This window comes from Pedobacter sp. BG31, from assembly GCF_042464845.1.
Taxonomy (GTDB): domain Bacteria; phylum Bacteroidota; class Bacteroidia; order Sphingobacteriales; family Sphingobacteriaceae; genus Pedobacter; species Pedobacter suwonensis.
In genome coordinates this window covers 20,372-39,795 of record NZ_JBHNZK010000010.1, presented here as the reverse complement: position 1 = coordinate 39,795, position 19,424 = coordinate 20,372, and the positions used below count along the sequence as shown (strand labels likewise).

General features: G+C 44.1%; 13 protein-coding genes. 8 read left to right on the top strand and 5 right to left on the bottom strand.

Going from position 1 to position 19,424, the window contains the following annotated elements:
* The first annotated feature begins 62 nt into the window (after nucleotides 1-62).
* Nucleotides 63-1,040 (top strand): methyltransferase domain-containing protein, encoded by a 978-nt coding sequence (locus ACFE6N_RS13410; protein ID WP_378937223.1) that lies wholly within the window; start codon nucleotides 63-65, stop codon nucleotides 1,038-1,040.
* 81 nt (nucleotides 1,041-1,121) lie between these two features.
* Here the strand turns inward: ACFE6N_RS13410 and ACFE6N_RS13405 are convergent, their stop codons facing one another.
* The 5 genes from ACFE6N_RS13405 to ACFE6N_RS13385 form a co-directional block, all read right to left on the bottom strand.
* A complete protein-coding gene (locus ACFE6N_RS13405) occupies nucleotides 1,122-1,994 on the bottom strand; it encodes a hypothetical protein (protein WP_378937221.1) in 873 nt (290 codons plus the stop codon).
* Nucleotides 1,995-2,026: 32 nt separating this feature from the next.
* Nucleotides 2,027-2,596 carry a glycoside hydrolase family 108 protein gene (locus ACFE6N_RS13400; protein WP_378937219.1) on the bottom strand — a complete coding sequence of 190 codons (570 nt, stop codon included), beginning with the start codon at nucleotides 2,594-2,596 and terminating at the stop codon, nucleotides 2,027-2,029.
* A 270-nt stretch (nucleotides 2,597-2,866) separates the two neighbouring features.
* Nucleotides 2,867-3,880 carry a phytanoyl-CoA dioxygenase family protein gene (locus ACFE6N_RS13395; RefSeq protein ID WP_378937217.1) on the bottom strand — a complete coding sequence of 338 codons (1,014 nt, stop codon included), beginning with the start codon at nucleotides 3,878-3,880 and terminating at the stop codon, nucleotides 2,867-2,869.
* Nucleotides 3,881-3,882: 2 nt separating this feature from the next.
* Nucleotides 3,883-5,076, bottom strand: coding sequence for an aspartyl/asparaginyl beta-hydroxylase domain-containing protein (locus ACFE6N_RS13390; protein ID WP_378937215.1), 1,194 nt, complete (start codon nucleotides 5,074-5,076; stop codon nucleotides 3,883-3,885).
* On the bottom strand, nucleotides 5,073-6,845 hold the full coding sequence (locus ACFE6N_RS13385; protein ID WP_378937213.1) for a carbamoyltransferase: 1,773 nt from the start codon (nucleotides 6,843-6,845) through the stop codon (nucleotides 5,073-5,075). The genes ACFE6N_RS13390 and ACFE6N_RS13385 overlap by 4 nt, the downstream gene beginning before the upstream one ends.
* Before the next feature lie 126 nt (nucleotides 6,846-6,971).
* On the opposite strand from ACFE6N_RS13385, the gene ACFE6N_RS13380 reads away from it, so the two are divergent.
* The 7 genes from ACFE6N_RS13380 (at nucleotide 6,972) to ACFE6N_RS13350 (ending at nucleotide 19,418) form a co-directional block, all read left to right on the top strand.
* Entirely contained in the window at nucleotides 6,972-7,688 is a 717-nt protein-coding gene (locus ACFE6N_RS13380; RefSeq protein WP_378937211.1) for a Fe2+-dependent dioxygenase, read from the top strand.
* Nucleotides 7,689-7,697: 9 nt separating this feature from the next.
* The gene (locus ACFE6N_RS13375) at nucleotides 7,698-8,822 is read left to right on the top strand and encodes an ABC transporter substrate-binding protein (RefSeq protein WP_378937209.1); all 1,125 of its coding nucleotides are present in this window, start codon (nucleotides 7,698-7,700) and stop codon (nucleotides 8,820-8,822) included.
* Between the two features lies 1 nt (nucleotide 8,823).
* The gene (locus ACFE6N_RS13370; RefSeq protein WP_378937207.1) at nucleotides 8,824-9,762 is read left to right on the top strand and encodes a formyltransferase family protein; all 939 of its coding nucleotides are present in this window, start codon (nucleotides 8,824-8,826) and stop codon (nucleotides 9,760-9,762) included.
* Nucleotides 9,763-9,768: 6 nt separating this feature from the next.
* On the top strand, nucleotides 9,769-10,374 hold the full coding sequence (locus tag ACFE6N_RS13365) for a phage tail protein (RefSeq protein WP_378937205.1): 606 nt from the start codon (nucleotides 9,769-9,771) through the stop codon (nucleotides 10,372-10,374).
* Nucleotides 10,375-10,398: 24 nt separating this feature from the next.
* Complete coding sequence (locus ACFE6N_RS13360; RefSeq protein ID WP_378937203.1) at nucleotides 10,399-11,016, top strand: phage tail protein; 618 nt, start codon at nucleotides 10,399-10,401, stop codon at nucleotides 11,014-11,016.
* 33 nt (nucleotides 11,017-11,049) lie between these two features.
* Entirely contained in the window at nucleotides 11,050-11,670 is a 621-nt protein-coding gene (locus tag ACFE6N_RS13355; RefSeq protein WP_378937201.1) for a phage tail protein, read from the top strand.
* Between the two features lie 113 nt (nucleotides 11,671-11,783).
* Complete coding sequence (locus ACFE6N_RS13350) at nucleotides 11,784-19,418, top strand: MBG domain-containing protein (protein ID WP_378937199.1); 7,635 nt, start codon at nucleotides 11,784-11,786, stop codon at nucleotides 19,416-19,418.
* Nucleotides 19,419-19,424: the final 6 nt, after the last annotated feature.

Below are 19,424 nucleotides of genomic sequence, written 5' to 3'. Positions count from 1 at the left end.
CCAACTAACTTTATACTTTTAGTTTAGCATCAATTTTTCAGCACTAGATATCAGAAATAAACATGGAATTAACGACTCAACAGCGCAATGAAAGCCTTTCGGCAGCTACGCATAGCTTACTTTTCGATAATGACTATCTGCACATTAAAAATGCAATTGAACAACTCCATTTGCTGTTTGCCGGCGTAACGGGAGTAAAAGCAGGCAACATTACAGATCAGGATATAAAATTAACCTATGGCACTGCTGTTTCAACCATTAAAGCTGCGCATTGCCTTAAAGAATTAGAACGTACCCTTAAATTTATCAGGGGCATTCATCAGGCAGTTAATCGTTTATTAAATACAATGCCCGGGCAAACCATAAACATATTGTATGCCGGTTGCGGCCCTTATGCCACGTTGCTTACACCTTTAACCTCAAAATTTACCTCGGCGCAGATCAACTTCATTTTACTGGACATCAATACAGATTCGTTGGATGCTGCAAAAGTGCTTTACGGGCAATTAGGCCTGTCTGATTACGTAATCGACTATGTTTGCGCTGATGCAACTATTTACACATTCCCTGATGCCATCCGTATTGATATGGTGATTTCTGAAACCATGTTAAATGCGTTGCGTAAGGAGCCTCAATTGGCCATTATGAAAAATTTAATTCCACAAATGCGTCCAGAGGCTATATTTATTCCGGAAAAAATTTCTGTTGAGGCCGTATTAACGTGGTGGGAAGAAGAATATCGCTGTTTTACAATCCCTGATTATCAACCTAAAAGGATAAAAGCAGGATTGGTATATCTTGCCAGCCGCCAATTTGAGCTTCCACAGCCTATTATTATACATATACCTGCTTCTGAAACCCATAACCGGCTTGAATTATTTACAGAAATAACCGTATTTGGTGAAGAAGTGCTAACTACCTACAATTGTAGCTTAACCATGCCATTAGCTGTATGTAAATTAGAAAACCAACATGAGGGTAAAGCCGTGAAATTTGAATACATCATGTCTGATCATCCTGGCTTTACCTATACCATTTAAAGATTGAAATACCGGCAGATATACTTTCTGCCAGCGCTTTTAAAATTAAACTTGCTAAGAATAGGGTTCATTACGATCATTTTACGATGATGGATTTGTGTCCTCCGATGCCGATCCCGGGTTTTGATATGATGATGTATCGTTTGCAGGAGGCGTGTTTGTAGGCTGCGGTATGGGATTAGTTACCGCCGGATTTACCTGTGAAATGGAAGGCGCAGCCTGCTGTTGTCCTGGCAAAATACCTGGTGATGGATTATTTGCTGCAGCAGAATCAATTGAGGGAGCGTTTTCTTGGGTTTTTAAAACCAAATAGGCAGCGCTGCTTATGCCGGTAAGCCATAAAAGTGTTTGGCTAAGTTCAGGTAAGGCACATCCTGTTTTAATGCTGTATACTTTATTGAGAAAGATAATAACAGCAATGCAAGTCCATACAACTTTTTGAAAACGATGTACGCTGATGCCGTTATCATCAGAAAGAATATCTACAAAAAAGCCTTCAGAAGGGCTATTCTGATGGCGAAAACGGCCATCTTGTATTTCCCGTTTATCAATTATGGCGCCACCTGCAGTTACACCGGCGCTTATTCCCATTAACACCAACGCGGTTTCATTTAATCCTGTGTCGTTACAGTTGGCCATACAAAGTTGCAAATAAATATAACTGCAGGAGATCACCACTGTCCAAACCCCTAATTGTACACGAGATAGGCTAAAGGGATTGTTACTTTTAAACATCAGCAGCTGTTCCTGCTGTTTTATTTTCGCGGCATTGGCATTAAACGCACCCGGATCATTTACATCATCACGAAGCATGTTGGTGAACATGGCCAAAGCAAAAAACGCGGTGATAATCCCTATGATGATAACCAGTGCCAATGTTTTATGAAGATCATACGTTTGTGCGTTTCCTTTGCATCCTGTTGCAATTCCTGTAACAACTAATGCTAACATCATTATTAAACTGCTCTTTTTCATAATAGTTGAGTTTATGGTAATGATGGATTAAATGGCGTTAAACGACTGAACCAGGAGTTCTGAAACTGCGCCTGGGAAGGGTTTTGTTTAATAATGTTTAAATATCGCTGTTTCCGAAGTGAAATAACCTGGTTATACAGCGCTTCCAGCGGCATACTGTTGGCAGCCGCAATGGTTTGTGGCCCAACTATGCCATCTACTACAAGTTTGCCAGGCGTAATATTATTTACGGCCTGCTGCAAAAAACGGGAAGCGATACCAGTACCCATATTTACAGCCGTATCAAAGAGCTGGTTGGCTAGCTGTTGGCTGTTTAAGTTGTCCAGGCTGATCACATCCCAGAAATTCTGTTTGTAAAATGATTGTACTTCCGCCTGTACTGCACCATCGGCAGCAAGTGTGGCACTTATGTTTTGAGGATGTGTTGAAACAGCCTGGTCTACCGCTGTCCAACCACCCCAGTTAGGCCAGAAATTTCTTGCGATACCAGCGTAGGTTTCACCACCGCTGTCATTTGGGTTATTGGCATAACCGCCTTCGTTACCCATTGTAATTTTAAATGCAGAATTGAAAATTGCCATATGTAGATATAATTAGTTTTTAACTTCACTATCTATATGTCAATGCATTCATGTATAACCCACTGCTGACCGTGGTTAAATTGAGATTGATGAGAGCATTAACGGCCTGTTTTTAAACTGCTACATGGTATTATCACATTGTTTATAAACAGGTTAACTCAAATATAGCTTTTTCCTTTTTATTAAGCAGCAAACTGAAGTATAAAATTATCTGAAAGTTTAATCAAAAACCTTTACGGCTGATAAAGTTTTACAACAGGTGATCATGACCTACATCCATTTCTTCTGAGCAGTAAAATCTGCAGGCTGATAGTTGATATATTGTACAAAGCGTGGCTTTGATGAGGTATTGGGGCTGCTGCCATGCGGTAAAGCCTGATGCCAGATGATAAAATCTCCCGCCAGGGCAGCAATAGGTAAACTGCCCAGCATGTGCAAGTTCTCTGTTCGGGGATTTGTGCCATTAGGAAGGGAATGAAGCCATGCAAAAATGCGGTTATGGAATCCGGGAACCAACGTAAAGGCTCCCTGATTGGGTGCCGTATCCGCAAGGTAGAGTAAGCCTTGCAGATTAAATGGAATAGGCAGCTCAAGGCTGCAATCCCAATGCAGATCAGGCCCTGGAAATTTCCATGTTTCCGTTTCAGGGGGATTAAAACCAACGCGGTCAGTTGTTACCCAAACATCGCTGCGTTGCCATAGTTGTTCGTAAGCCATCCTGATACGCGCTGTTTGCCTGTTTTTCTGCAATAATGGGTGTTGAAAAAGTTGTACCATAATACCCTGCCGCGCATTATGATCGCCATACCAGGTGTTAGTATCATCGAGTTTGATGTTCAAAAAATCACATATTACATCAACGGTGGCTTGGCAATCTTCCTTCGGAACAGCATTTTTGAGAATCAGATAGCCGTTTTCGTCCCAAAATGCTAATTCTTCATCGCTCAACACAGATGGTATGGGCTGGCTAGACCTTGGCGTTTCATCAAACAGGCTATTAAATTTACTGATCTGTTCGCCTGTTGGGATGCCTGAAGTATGAACGATCCATTGCTCAAATTCTTCAAATGTTGGGGCATGCTGGAAAACATAAGTGAGCGTTTGCTCCAGGCCAAGACCTAATATACTTAGCAAGGTTTTATCCAATTGCCATTCCTTGCTCCATAGGTTTTCATCAAACTGTTTTACTCTTCTCAGCATTATTTTGTTCCAAAAACGCTTCAAATGCATTAGTCCGGAAGTGCTGGTTTCTGTGGATGGTGATAAAGTGAAGTCTGTGATCATCCTTATTCCTTTATATTGTTGTTATACATATTTTGTTTACAGGTCCAGCTGATCATTTGTGGAAAGGACAGGTTGTTTCCCTGTTCTGAAGGATAAGTCATCCCATTCCATTGTAACAATGGCACACCGAAAAAATTGCCTTTCTTAAAGTTATCCACAAGATTCTGGCCCCCACCTTTATATCCTTTATCGTGGAAAATGATAAGGGGATCGATATCCAGATGTATACATGCCGCGTACGACCAGGCAATAGCCATCATTTCACCACCATTGTTGAGGTCATTGTTCGGCAGCGAATCGCTCATCTCCATGCGTATTTCAGTTGGCATGCAGGCCAGATGCCCCGCTTCGTGTAAAATATCGCCCGGATACAATAGTTTTTCGGTATCTATAATCAATATACCGTCCCTTAGTTTAAGCCCCGGTAAAAACGTTTCATCAGTAATGGGTTCTAATTGGTATTGTAGCCCGATTTCAGAAATAAAACTGAGCATTTTGGCTATTAACAAATTGTTTTGCAGGTCTTTTTCCATTTGATCTGCAAGATCATCTGCCTTGGACGTGTTTGCAAGTCTCAGGCTTTTAATTACTTGTTTGGCAGTTTCCGGATCTTTTTTCAGAAACACTGTTTTTTTTATACCGGTGGTAATCCGTTTGGTAAGCCAGTTATTTACTACACAGTCAATAACCAGGTGTATACGGTCTGTACTCCCATGATTTGCTACATGGTGTTTTTGATTTGCGTTAATGTACCAGCAGTCGCCTTCGTTCATCACAATACGGTCTTCATCCACATAAAATTCAACTTGCGGGTTAGTGAATATAGGGACATGCAAACGTGCTTCTCCATGCTCGAAAGACAATTCAAGGTCGCGGTGCGGCTTAATAACCGACCCTCTGCGGAGATTTAATAAGCGAACGGAAAGTTTTTCGCAATCCAGTGCTGTTAAAAAACGGGCAGTTTCCGGCAGTTTATTTAGCAGTGCGGTATCTTCAAAATTTTTATAGCTAAAAAGATCGGCAAAGGCATTGTCAGCATTTCCTCCGGGCGTACGTAAAGGCAAAACATGCCAGTTCCCCGTGTAATCGGCAGTATTGTAGTGGGGCATCCATTTATTGCCATTTAAGAGGTCATTCAATTCTTTTTGCAGCGATTGGATGTTAATATTGAGGTTTAATTTAGAGAAGCAGATCATGATTGTTTACAAATTATAAAATTATTTAATACCAATACATCAATTGAGCCAGATAAAAAAAGTGATAAAGCTTCTGCCGGTGTTTCTACTATAGGCATCCCTTTACGATTGAGTGAGGTGTTTAATAAAACACCAATTCCCGTTTCTGCTTCAAAATCACCGATAAGCTGATAAAACTCAGGATTGAAAGTACTGGTTACCGTTTGTACCCGGCAGGTGCCGTCTTGATGAACAATCCCACCCAGCTGATCTTTCCATTCTGCTTTTATTTCGTCAATTAATATCATGTAAGGGCTTTCCCATCCATGAACAAAGTATTTCTGTACATCATCAATTCTTACCGATGGAGCAAAGGGCCTGAAATCTTCCCTGAACTTGATATTGCTGTTAATATGGTTTTTGATATCCTTGATACGCGGATCGGCCAGTATACTCCTATGGCCTAATGCCCTTGGCCCGAATTCGGCGCCGCCCTGAAACCAGCCTACTACTTTACCACGGGCAAGTTCGGTTGCCGTAAGCGCTACAAAATCTGGCGTTTGTTTGATGGAAAATTTAGCATTGTTGGTAATGCCAGCATTCAATATGGCTTGTCTGATATCATCATCGGAGTATTGACGTCCGAAAAAAATATGGTCGGGAATGCTTCTTTTTGGCTGGGCCAGGATCTTGTGCCAGCCGTAATAGGCACAGCCTATAGCCAGTCCGTTATCGCCTGCTGCAGGTTGGGTATAAAGATTCTTTACAATGCCCGAACGGCGTAACTTATAATTCGCCACAGCATTTAAAGCTACACCACCGGCATAAGCAAAATTAGCGTGCGGTTGCAGTTTAGACCGTTCCTGGAAGAGGTAAATGATGGCCTTTTCAGTTTCATCCTGTACCCAGCGTGCCATGTCTGCATAATGGTTAAAATCATTTTTAAAAGCGTCATATCCCGATGAAGGTTTGGTAAAATACCGGTCAACATTTTCGTAAAGCACTTCGATGATACCATTCTCCAATTTGAATAGTGGTGGTTTGCTGTTTAGCGTACCATAGGGCGCCAAACCCATTAGTTTTCCAACGTCGTTCAGATTGCCAAAGCAATATTGGCTTGCTGCATGATAAAGGCCCCCTATGGAATGATAGTTGGTTGGCAATTTTAGGGAAGAGGTTTGCTGAAATAACTTAACCTCAGAAAAATCTTTGAATAAAGGTGTTAAGCTAGTGCCATCGAAAAAGTAAAAACTGTCTTTCTCACAATACATTCCGTTGCTAAATGGATAGTTGGGGACTGTTGTATCTTCTATGTCGAGGCAATGACTATAGGGACTGCCAGCGCCGTCAATAACCATTACGTTGCATGATGTAAACGAAGACATCCCTACAGCACTCCAGGCGTGGGCCAGGTGATGGGACAGGGTAATTACGGGTGTCTGAATATCCCTGTCAAAGTACCTTTGCCCGGCATATTGGTTTGGCAAAATATGGTTTTCGAAATTTGAAGCTTGTACAATTAATGTTAAATCATCGGCGCTAATCCCCGCAAAATCAAGGCAGTGTTTGACCGTGTCAAAATCATTACCTCCATCATGTTTGATCCTGCTAAGCCTTTCCTTTTCAATGGCAACCAATATTTTGCCGTTTTTCAGTAAGACTGTTGACCCATCGTGTGATAGGCCTGTTCCTAGAATATAGGTGTCCATTAGTGCTATAGATATGTATTTGGTAGAAATTTCACTATAAACATATAAAGAATTTTGAAATGATCTAAAGTCTAAAACCATTTGTCTGTTAAAATAGATAAGTGGTTAATAATATTTGTTGATTTTTGTCAAATTATTTTATTTGATACCATGTGTAATATGAAAATTAATTAATAGATTTACACTAATCTAACCTGATATATCTTAATGAGCTCTCAAATACTAAACGCGGATATAAAAAATACTTGTATTTTAAATAGTACATATCTGCATGTCCATGATTTACTTACCGATAGTGAAGTTAACAACATACATGCTCTTTTCAAATCCGGTACATTTGACGATGGCAGGTTAACAGCACACAGCGCTGCAAAAGAAGTAAAAATTAACCTGCAGCTTAATCATCAAACTCAGGAGCATACTGCTATCCAGCAAATCATTTTAGCCGCACTTAACCGGAATCCGGTATTCCGAAACGCTGTGTTACCTCAAAGCATCCATCCCTTTATCATTAGCAATTATAAGCCTGGTATGCATTATGGCTGGCATGTAGATAGTCCGGTGATGGGGAATATGATCCGTACAGATGTGGCCCTAACCATTTTTCTGAATGATCCGGAAGCTTATGATGGGGGTGAGCTGGAACTCCAGACTGCGAACGGAAATGTCTTGTATAAGCTCAATAAGGGTGATGCCATCTTTTATCCCTGTACTCAGGTTCACCGGGTAAGAGAAGTTACCCGTGGCGAGCGGAACGTTGCGGTTAGCTGGGTACAATCACTGGTTAAAGAAACCGCACACCGGAAAATGTTATTTGAAATTTTTCAGATTACTGAAAATCTCCGTAACAAAGCAGTAAGCGAGGAAGAATATCTTTTATTGCAACAACATTATAGTAACCTGTTGAGGATGTGGGCAAACTAATTAAAATGAATGGAAACTAAAAAATTAACGGTAGGCGTTTTGCTTTCTAACTCAAGTATACTGCCCATGGCTAAGCATTTTAGCGCAGGGCTGAAAAATGGATTAAAGGCGTTAAGCCAGGAGGTTGAACTGGAGATTGTGCCTGAATTTATCGGGCAGGGATCCCGGGAACTGGCTGAGAATGCGATTACCAAACTGGTTGGTTTTGACGATGCAGATGTCATTACTGGTATTGTTTCCAACAAAGTAGGAGTCGATCTTTCAGAGAAGATCGCAAATGTTAAGCGGCCCTTCATCATCAATAATATTGGTGAGCACTTGCCCGATCCTGAAAAGTTTAACGATTACATGTTTCTTAATTCTATCCATACCTGGCAGCAATTGTGGTCAGTAGGCCAATGGGGGGTGAAGAATTTCGGTAAAAAAGGAATGTATGTTTCAGGTTTGTACGACTGTGGTTATTCATTTCAGAGCATGTTAAGTGCCGGCATGGAATCGGCATCAGGTGGTGTATCCATGCCATTTGCTATTGCACCTACGCCAAACCCTAAAGAAGCAGGCGATATTGCTGCTGTTTTTGAGCATATACATCAATATAAACCTGATTTTATTCTGGCTACATTTTGTGGAAAAGAGGCCGAAATGTTCCTGAAACAATATGTGGAGCAGGGTTTGCATAAAACCACTCCACTGCTTGGTTTGCCTTTTTTGCTTGAGCCGTTTAATGCTACTGAGCCTGTTGAGGTTTATACTACACTTTCATTAAACAGGGCGCTAAAACAAGAGCAGCTTGATGAGGTAAGTAAGGTGATGGCAAACCCCTTTACACAGTTCGGTTTTGAAACAGGTTTGCTCATTGCGCAGGCTGTTAAAGACCGGGGCGGAAAATCATTACAAAAAGCCATTGCTGAAGCGGCAATTGAAACGGAACGGGGCAGGGTTGAAGTTGAGCCCCGCTCAAATGCGGTACAAAGCAGGGTTTATTTAGTTAAAAATACTTTTAATGGTGTTACCGGCGAAATATCGCGACAGCTGGTAGCGGAATTGGAAACGATTGATACGGAACACGCAGATGTGCTGCGGGTAAATAAACAGTCGGCAGCGTGCTGGATGAACCCTTATCTTGGTATCTGATATGAAAATAACGGTTGTTTGCAATTCAGATTCGCTGGCATTTCCTGCCATTCAGGCATTGTATACACAAGGGCTTTTGGCTGCTGTGGCTATTCTTGAGCGGAATAAAAAGGTATTACTCGAGCCTTTACTGGCTATTGGAATAGGCAATGAAAATGTGCTGCAATTAAATAAAGCAACATGGCAACATCAGTTACAGAGGGGGCTGGCAACTACAGGTACCGACGCCGTTTGGGTATTTGGCTTTCCCTGGCTAATACCTGATGATTTGTTGCAGGCCGTACCCCGTGGTTTTATCAACTTTCACTTTGGTGAACTGCCAAAATACCGGGGTGCCGACCCCATATTCTGGCAACTTAAAAACAATGAAGATGTTGCAACGCTAACCATACATCAAATGACGGCGGATGTCGATGCAGGTCCTGTGTTGTACACAAAGCAACTGCCCATTATAAAAGGTGAAAATTATGGGCTGCTTTGCCAGCGCTTGGGGTTTGTGGCTACTGAAGCAATCCCCCAGTTGCTAAATGAAACCGGTATACCATGTGCTTTGAATCGAAGTAATGCTGTTGCATCATTGTTTGATCAGAAACCCGGCGATAACGATTTGGCTATCAACTGGGCGCTACAGTCTGCAGCTGAGATAGAATGTCTGGTTAATGCTGCTAACCCTAAGTATGACGGTGCAACGGCTTGCATTAAAAATACCGAATTACGTATACTGGAAGTTTCACCGGCTGAAATCCAATTGAAGGGGGAGTTTAAACCCGAACCCGGTACAATCGTTTACGCCGATGCCCTTTACGGATTGATTGTAGCATGCATAGAAAATCGTTTTTTAAAGATCAATACTGTACATATGCGTGAAGGCTACTTCTCCGGATCTAAGCTTTTTCACATGGGTATACAATCAGGAGAAAAATTTATAAACCTAAATTAAAACACAATGGAAGGAACACTAGCTGAAGTCCGGATTTTTGCCGGTAACTTTTCGCCCAGAACCTGGGCTTTTTGTCAGGGACAACTGTTAAATTTAAGCGCTAACCAGGCGTTATTCGCCTTGTTAGGTACCACATACGGTGGTGATGGACGGACAACATTCGGATTACCTGATCTTCGTAGCAAAACTGTGATCGGTACGGGTACTGGCGCTGGTTTGTCGGCTTACACACTGGGGCAGAAGGTAGGGGTAGAAAGTGTAACGCTTACAGTAAGCCAGATGCCGGCCCACACGCACCAAACCGTAGTAACCCCAACCTCAGGTCTTCCAGCTGCGACATTTTTTGCCAGTCCGGATCTTGGGAGTCAAGTGGATGGTTCAGATGCATACGTTAGTGAGGATGGCACCGGCCAGGTTGCCTGTTATACCAACGATGGCAGCGCGCTGACACCTTTAAGTCCAAAATCTGTTGAAGTAACCAATTTGAACATACCTGCTCCAACGGTAAGCCTGCTCAATGTGGGAGGTAGTAATTCCCATAATAATATTATGCCGAGTATCGCATTAAATTATATTATTTGTTTACAAGGCCTTTTCCCCTCAAGAAATTAATTATAAACCTTTAAGAAAAAAATTATGGAAGGAACACTTGGCGAAATCCGTGCTTTTGCAGGTAATTTTGCACCACGCACTTGGATGTTTTGTACAGGACAATCACTATCTATTTCAATGTATACCGCGCTTTATGCGATACTTGGCACCAATTATGGCGGTGATGGGGTTAATACCTTTAATCTGCCAAATATCGCCAGTCGTATTGTGGTAGGAGCAGGCCAGGGGCCAGGTCTTAGCTATTATAGCTTGGGGGAGGTAACCGGAGAAGAGAAGCATACGCTCATTCAAACTGAAATGCCTATTCATACCCATCTAACTACGCAAACAAATACCACAACTGCAGCGGCCATTGATATTTCATTAAATGGTGTTGATGTAGCTGGTACTTTATCAACCCCTCAAGGTAACTACCTGGCGCAGGAATCAACTGGAAATGATAGTATTTATGCCAATCCAAATAATTCACCAAATCTGGTGAGTCTCAATAGCCATGCCGTACAGCTTGGTAATCTGGCACCACCCAGACCTGTTGTAACCATAGGCGTAACGGGCTCAAGTATGCCGCATAGTAATATTCAGCCAGTACTTGGCGTAAACTATGTTATTTGTGTGGAGGGTTTATTCCCATCTAGAGATTAATAATTGATTAATTCATACTAAATTTTATCAAAAATGGAAGGAACTATAGGCGAAATAAGAATGTTTGCCGGAAATTTTGCACCGTATGCATGGGACTTTTGTGCCGGACAGACATTTTCTATACGAGCATATACTGCACTTTATGCAGTAATTGGAACATACTATGGCGGTGATGGGACAACTACATTTAAGCTGCCAGACTTGCAGGGACGTACTATCATAGGTGTAGGACAGGGAGTAGGTCTTTCACCTTATAATCTTGGCACTAGTGTAGGAGTTGAGGGTGTTTCAATTGATACTACTCAGATTCCAATGCATACACATGCGGTAAATTATGCTCAAACGGGTTCCGCCAGCGTAGCAATTAAGGCATCTGCAGATCAGAGCGGAGAACCAAACCCTTCTGGCAATCTTTTGGGTGCGCCAGCGGCGGTTTCAGAGACTTTATATAGTACTCCGATTCCTCCAAAACAACCTGTGGCTATGGGGCAGGGTACGCTCAAGGTAAATAGTGTGAGCGGCCCTCAGTTAACCGGCCTTACTGTTCAGTCCACCGGGGGCTCAGGTCCCGCTTTGGTACATGAGAACAGGCAGCCGGGATTGGCGCTTAATTATGTGATTTGCATTAACGGAATATTCCCGGCGAGAGATTAAAAATCAACGCACAGTATAATTATTTTACGGGTATAACCGGTGTTCTTCAATCCCGGTTATACTCTTTTACTTATCGCAAGATACCGTATTGAAGATTTACAAAAAGTTGTTATATGAGGAAATTTTACACTTTAAAAAAGATATATCGTTTTTTATTAATCATCCCGCTGCTTTTGATGGGCTTATCGCAGGTAAGGGCTTCTTTATCTAAGGGTGATCTTGCGGTTATCGGTATGAACGGTGATGTGGATGTGTCATCTACTGTACGTAGTTTTGCTGTAGTTGCTTTAAATACAATTGCTGCTAATGAGACGATCTATATTACGGATAGGGGCTGGATTAATGGCTCTCCCGGAAATTTTACTGTTAATACGACCTTGGATGGAACGATCCGATGGACAACATCTTCTACCATAACAGCGGGTACAGTAATTATATTCAAACTGAATATGGCTTCTTCCGTGAATAAAACGGTATCTGCAGCAAAGGGAGATGGTATAGCAATTCCAGGTGCGGATGTATCGATCCTTTCAGGCTGGACCAATTCTGTAGTTACATCACTACCTTGGAACAACGCCAGTGGCGATCAATTGTTGATTTATCAGGGAACAGACAGTAACCCATCTTTCATTTTTGCTTTTAATAACGTTAGAACCACAGGAACAAATAACGGTTCCGGCGGCTGGTTTGTTAATCCGAGCAGTGTTACAGGCAGCCCAAATACGGCAACAAGCAGTATTCTCTACAGCGAGTTGCCCTCGGAGCTTGCAAGTACTAACTATGCTATCGGTTTTTTGACAAATAGTTCCAGTGATTCACGTTATCCAAACATGAGCTATGTGCCAGGTTTATCAAGTGGAACAAAAGCCACCTGGTTAGCGGATATTACTAATACAGGTAAATGGACAGGTAATTCAGCAGGTAGCCCCTTTAACTTCGGGCTTGGCTTCGGCAGTAATAGCTTAACGCAATTTAGTATAACGAGCGGAGTGCAGGCACCAACGGTAACCAGTGTGTCTGTTCCGCCTAACAATACCTATAAAATAGGAGAAACATTGTCCTTTACCGTAAATTTTTCGGGCAATGTTACAGTAACCGGCACTCCTCAATTGGAACTTACGGTGGGTTCGGCCAGTAAACTGGCCAATTATATAAGTGGTTCTGGTACCTCGGCATTGACATTTAGTTATACGGTTGCAAGTGGCGATCTGGATGCCGATGGCGTTACCGTTGGCCTTTTGGGCTTAAACGGAGGTACAATTATGGATGGGTCAAATAATAATGCGAGCCTAACGTTAAATAATGTTGCCTCAACAGCAAATGTACTTGTAGATGGAGTTGCACCTACAGTGGTGATCAGCAGTACGGCTGGTGCATCGGGTGGCTCGACCGGCACTTCACCAATTCCTTTCACCGTTACCTTTTCAGAATCGATAACGGGTTTTACAGCGGGAGATGTAACTGTAGGGAATGCCACGATCAGTGGATTTTCGGGAAGTGGAACCACCTATACTTTTAACGCAACGCCAACAGCAAACGGCGCTGTTACGATCAATGTGTCAGCTAACGTGGCTCAGGATGCTGCGGGCAATGGCAATACAGCCGCCAGTCAGTTTTCTATTACATATACACAGGCCGTAACCGCCGCTCCGGTAGTGGTTAGTCCTGCCAATGGTAGCTTAGTGAGTACCACCACTCCAGGATATTCAGGTACCGCAACAGCAGGTGCAACCATCACGGTTTACGTAGATGGAACATCTTCAGGCACTACAACAGCAACTGGCGGAAACTGGTCACTTACGCAGCCTACGGCATTGGCACAAGGTTCCCATACGGTTTATGCAACTGCACAGGTTGCCGGTAATGCGGTAAGTGCAAACAGCAATACCAATATTTTCACGGTTGATAATTTGGCTCCTGTGGTGGTCATCAGTAGCACGGCTGGTGCATCAGGCGGCTCGACCAGCACTTCACCAATTCCATTCACCATTACCTTCTCAGAATCCGTAACGGGCTTTGTAGCTGGCGATGTAACTGTAGGCAATGCCACGATCAGTGGATTTTCGGGAAGTGGAACCACTTATACTTTTAACGCAACGCCAACTGCAATTGGCGCTGTTACGATCAATATTGCAGCTAACGTGGCACAGGATGCAGCAGGTAATGGTAATACAGCCTCTGCAACTTATACACTTACGGCACTGCCTTCGAATGTTGTTCCTATCCTTACTACAACCGGCGGTTCAACAGCATTTTCTGGTTCGGCAGTTGCCATAGATGCCGGGCTAACGGTTACAGATGCTGATAATACAACGCTTGCCAGTGCCACTGTAATCATTACCGGAAATTTCCAAACCGGGCAGGATGTTTTAGCTTTTAGTAATACCAGCACTACTCTTTACGGTAATATTATTGGCAGTTTTGACAGCAACAACGGCACCTTAACCTTAAGCTCCGGTGGGGCTACCGCAACGGTTGCGCAATGGCAGTCATCTTTAAGGGCAATTACTTACGCCAATTCCGCATCTACGCCAAATACCGCAACCCGAACGATAAGTTTTAGGGTAAACGATGGTATCTCAAATAGCAATACGGCGACCAAAAATGTAACAGTTAGCAATCAGCCCGCCTTAACATCGTCTGTTACCTCTCAAACTAATGTGGCTTGTAATGGTGGTTCTAATGGATCAGCTACTATTTCCGTTTCGGGAGGTACTCCAGGCTATACTTATTCTTGGTCACCTTCCGGAGGTACGGCTGCTACGGCAACGGGATTGTCTGCCGGAACTTATACCTGTACAATCACTGATGCTAATGGTTTAACAAAAACTCAAAATGTTACCATTACCCAGCCAACGGCCATTACGGCCACCACTTCGCAGACCAACGTGGCCTGCAACGGCGCAAGCAATGGTTCTGCTTCGGTAACTGCTGCCGGAGGTGCCGGTGGTTATACTTATTCATGGTCTCCTTCAGGGGGAACTGCTGCTACGGCAACGGGATTGTCTGCCGGAACTTATACCTGTACCATCACTGATGCCAACAATTGCCAGATCATTAAAACCTTTACCATTACCCAGCCAACGGCCATTACGGCCACTACTTCGCAGACCAACGTGGCCTGCAACGGCGCAAGCAACGGTTCGGCTTCGGTAACTGCTTCCGGAGGTGCGGGCGGATATACTTATTCATGGTCTCCTTCAGGGGGAACTGCTGCTACGGCAACGGGATTGTCTGCCGGAACTTATACCTGTACCATCACTGATGCCAACAACTGCCAGATCATCAAAACCTTTACCATTACCCAGCCAACGGCCATTACGGCCACTACTTCGCAGACCAACGTGGCCTGCAACGGCGCAAGCAACGGTTCAGCTTCGGTAACTGCTTCCGGAGGTGCGGGCGGATATACTTATTCATGGTCACCTTCAGGGGGAACTTCTGCTACGGCAACGGGATTGTCTGCCGGAACTTATACCTGTACCATCACTGATGCCAACAATTGCCAGATCATCAAAACCTTTACCATTACCCAGCCAACGGCCATTACGGCCACTACTTCGCAGACCAACGTGGCCTGCAACGGCGCAAGCAATGGTTCGGCTTCGGTAACTGCTGCCGGAGGTGCGGGCGGATATACTTATTCATGGTCTCCTTCAGGGGGAACTGCTGCTACGGCAACGGGATTGTCTGCCGGAACTTATACCTGTACCATCACTGATGCCAACAATTGTCAGATTATCAAAACCTTTACCATTACCCAGCCAACAGCCATTACGGCAACTACATCAAAGACCAACGTAGCCTGCAACGGCGCAAGCAATGGTTCTGCTTCGGTAACAGCTTCCGGAGGTGCGGGTGGCTATACTTATTCCTGGTCACCTTCAGGGGGAACTGCTGCTACGGCAACTGGATTGTCTGCCGGAACTTATACCTGTACCATCACTGATGCCAACAATTGCCAGATCATCAAAACCTTTACCATTACCCAGCCAACTGCCATTACGGCAACCACTTCGCAGACCAACGTGGCCTGCAATGGCGCAAGCAATGGTTCGGCTTCGGTAACTGCGGCCGGAGGTGCGGGCGGATATACTTATTCGTGGTCACCTTCAGGGGGAACTGCTGCTACGGCAACGGGATTGTCTGCCGGAACTTATACCTGTACCATCACTGATGCCAACAATTGCCAGATCATCAAAACCTTTACCATTACCCAGCCAACGGCCATTTCAGCCACCACTTCGCAGACGAATGTGGCCTGCAACGGCGCAAGCAACGGTTCGGCTTCGGTAACTGCTGCCGGAGGTGCGGGCGGATATACTTATTCATGGTCTCCTTCAGGGGGAACTTCTGCTACGGCAACGGGATTGTCTGCCGGAACTTATACTTGTACCATCACTGATGCCAACAATTGCCAGATCATCAAAACCTTTACCATTACGCAGCCAACAGCCATTAGTTTCACAACAATAGTTTTGCCTGGTTATGATTATAATACGGGATATAGTCAAACTATAGTAACTTCTGGAGGAACGGGACCTAAAACGTATGCAGTTACAGCGGGCAGTTTGCCTTCTGGTTTTTCGCTATCAACAGCTGGGCAGATAACAGGTACTTCAACTCAAATTTCTGACAGTAACTTTACGGTTACCGTGACTGATAATAATAACTGTACTGCCACATATAATTATGTGTTAAAATTAAATCAAATTCCAGTTGTAGTAACAGCAACTGCATCTCAAACAAAAGTATATGGGCAAAACGAGCCGACTTTAACTTATACTGTAACGCCAAGTTTATTATCAGGAGATAGTTTTACAGGGAATTTAACCCGGACCGCCGGAGAAGCTGTAGGTACTTATACGATAAGTCAAGGCACACTTTCTGCAGGTTCTAAATATTTAATAACTTTTGTTGGAGCTGACTTTACAATTACAGCCAAGCCAATAACTGTAACGGCTGCAGTGAAGAGCAAAACCTATGGCGATGCCGATCCTGCGCTGACCTATACCTTTGCTCCGGCACTGGTAACCGGCGACAGTTTCAGCGGAAGCTTAACCAGAACACCAGGCGAGAACGTGGGTACTTATGCAATCAACCAGGGTACACTTGCACTAAGCAGCAATTACAGCTTAACTTATGTTGGTGCTGATCTGACGATCAGTGCGAAAACCATTACGGTAACGGCTGCAGCTAAGAGCAAAACCTACGGTGATGCCGATCCTGCGCTGACCTATACCTTTGCTCCGGCACTGGTAACCGGCGACAGTTTCAGCGGAAGCCTGACCAGAACACCGGGTGAAAATGTGGGTACTTATGCAATCAACCAGGGAACACTTGCACTAAGCAGCAATTACAGCTTAACTTATGTTGGTGCTGACCTGACGATCGGAGCGAAAACCATTACGGTAACGGCTGCAGCGAAGAGCAAAACCTACGGTGATGCCGATCCTGCGCTGACCTATACCTTTGCTCCGGCACTGGTAACCGGTGATAGTTTCAGCGGAAGCCTGACCAGGACACCTGGCGAGAACGTGGGCACTTATGCCATCAACCAGGGAACACTTGCACTAAGCAGCAATTACAGCTTAACTTATGTTGGTGCTGATCTGACGATCGGAGCGAAAACCATTACGGTAACGGCTGCAGCGAAGAGCAAGACCTATGGTGATGCCGATCCTGCACTGACCTATACCTTTGCTCCGGCACTGGTAACCGGTGATAGTTTCAGCGGAAGCCTGACCAGAATACCTGGCGAGAATGTGGGTACTTACGCGATCAACCCGGGCACACTGGCTTTAAGCAGCAATTATACCTTAACTTATGTTGGTGCTGATTTAACGATCGGTACGAAAACCATTACGGTAACGGCTGCAGCGAAGAGTAAAACCTATGGTGATGCCGATCCTGCGCTGACCTATACCTTTGCTCCGGCACTGGTAACCGGTGATAGTTTCAGCGGAAGCCTGACCAGAACACCAGGCGAGAACGTGGGTACTTATGCGATCAACCAGGGTACACTTGCACTAAGCAGCAATTATAGCTTAACTTATGTTGGTGCTGATCTGACGATCGGAGCGAAAACCATTACGGTAACGGCTGCAGCTAAGAGCAAAACCTACGGTGATGCCGATCCTGCACTGACCTATACCTTTGCTCCGGCACTGGTAACCGGTGATAGTTTCAGCGGAAGCTTAACCAGAACACCAGGCGAGAACGTGGGTACTTATGCGATTAACCAGGGCACACTGGCTTTAAGCAGCAATTATACCTTAACTTATGTTGGTGCTGATCTGACGATCGGAGCGAAAACCATTACGGTAACGGCTGCAGCGAAGAGCAAAACCTATGGTGATGCCGATCCTGCGCTGACCTATACCTTTGCTCCGGCACTGGTAACCGGTGATAGTTTCAGCGGAAGCCTGACCAGAACACCGGGTGAAAACGTGGGTACTTATGCAATCAACCAGGGTACACTTGCACTAAGCAGCAATTACAGCTTAACCTATATTGGTGCTGATCTGACGATCGGAGCGAAAACCATTACGGTAACGGCTGCAGCGAAGAGTAAAACCTATGGTGATGCCGATCCTGCGCTGACCTATACCTTTGCTCCGGCACTGGTAACCGGTGATAGTTTCAGCGGAAGCCTAACCAGAACACCGGGCGAGAACGTGGGTACTTATGCAATCATCCAGGGTACACTTTCTTTAAGTAGCAATTACAGTTTAACCTACGTTGGTGCTGATCTGACGATCGGAGCGAAAACCATTACGGTAACGGCTGCAGCGAAGAGCAAAACCTACGGTGATGCCGATCCTGCACTGACCTATACCTTTGCCCCGGCACTGGTAACCGGTGATAGTTTCAGCGGAAGCTTAACCAGAACACCGGGTGAAAACGTGGGTACTTATGCGATCAATCAGGGAACGTTAGTCTTAAATGGGAACTATGTTATCTCTTACCTAAGCAATAACCTGACTATCAGTAAATCAGTACTAACTGTTACGGCTAATAATGCGGTGATGTGTCAGTCTGACGGGTTCCCAACCTTTGGTGTAACTTATAGCGGCTTTAAAGCTGGCGATAATGAGAATTCGTTAAGTACAAAACCAACGGTGAGCACTACAGCAAATAGAAATGTAGCAGGAAGCTATGTACTTTCAGCATCTGGTGGTGTATCTAACAATTATAGTTTTGTGTATGTAAATGGTACATTAATAATTAACGCCATCCCGTCTGTGAGTATAGTAAGCAGTAAAGGGACTGAAATTAGTAAAGGCGAAACATCGGTATTAACGGCCATTGGAGGAACAGCTTATAGCTGGTCTGCAGCAAGCGGTATCGTTAGTGGGCAAAATACGGCTTCTCTAAACGTTCGTCCGTTGCAAACCACAACATATACGGTCCGGGTTACCAATGCCAGTGGTTGTATCAGTTCAGCATCCATCACTATTAAGGTAAATGAAGATTATAAGTTGGTTGCAAATAATATCCTAACACCAAATGGTGACGGGATAAATGACACGTGGTTTGTACAGAATATCGATATGTATCCAAACAATGAAGTCCGTATTTTCGACCGAAATGGAAGGGAAATGTACAGCAAGAAATCTTATGATAATAGCTGGAATGGAACGATAGGAGGAAATGACCTTGCAGAGGGAACATATTATTACATCATTACTTATGGCCCAAATAAATTGGTTCAAAAAGGATTTATCACGATTATCAGAAATCGCTAAGAAAAT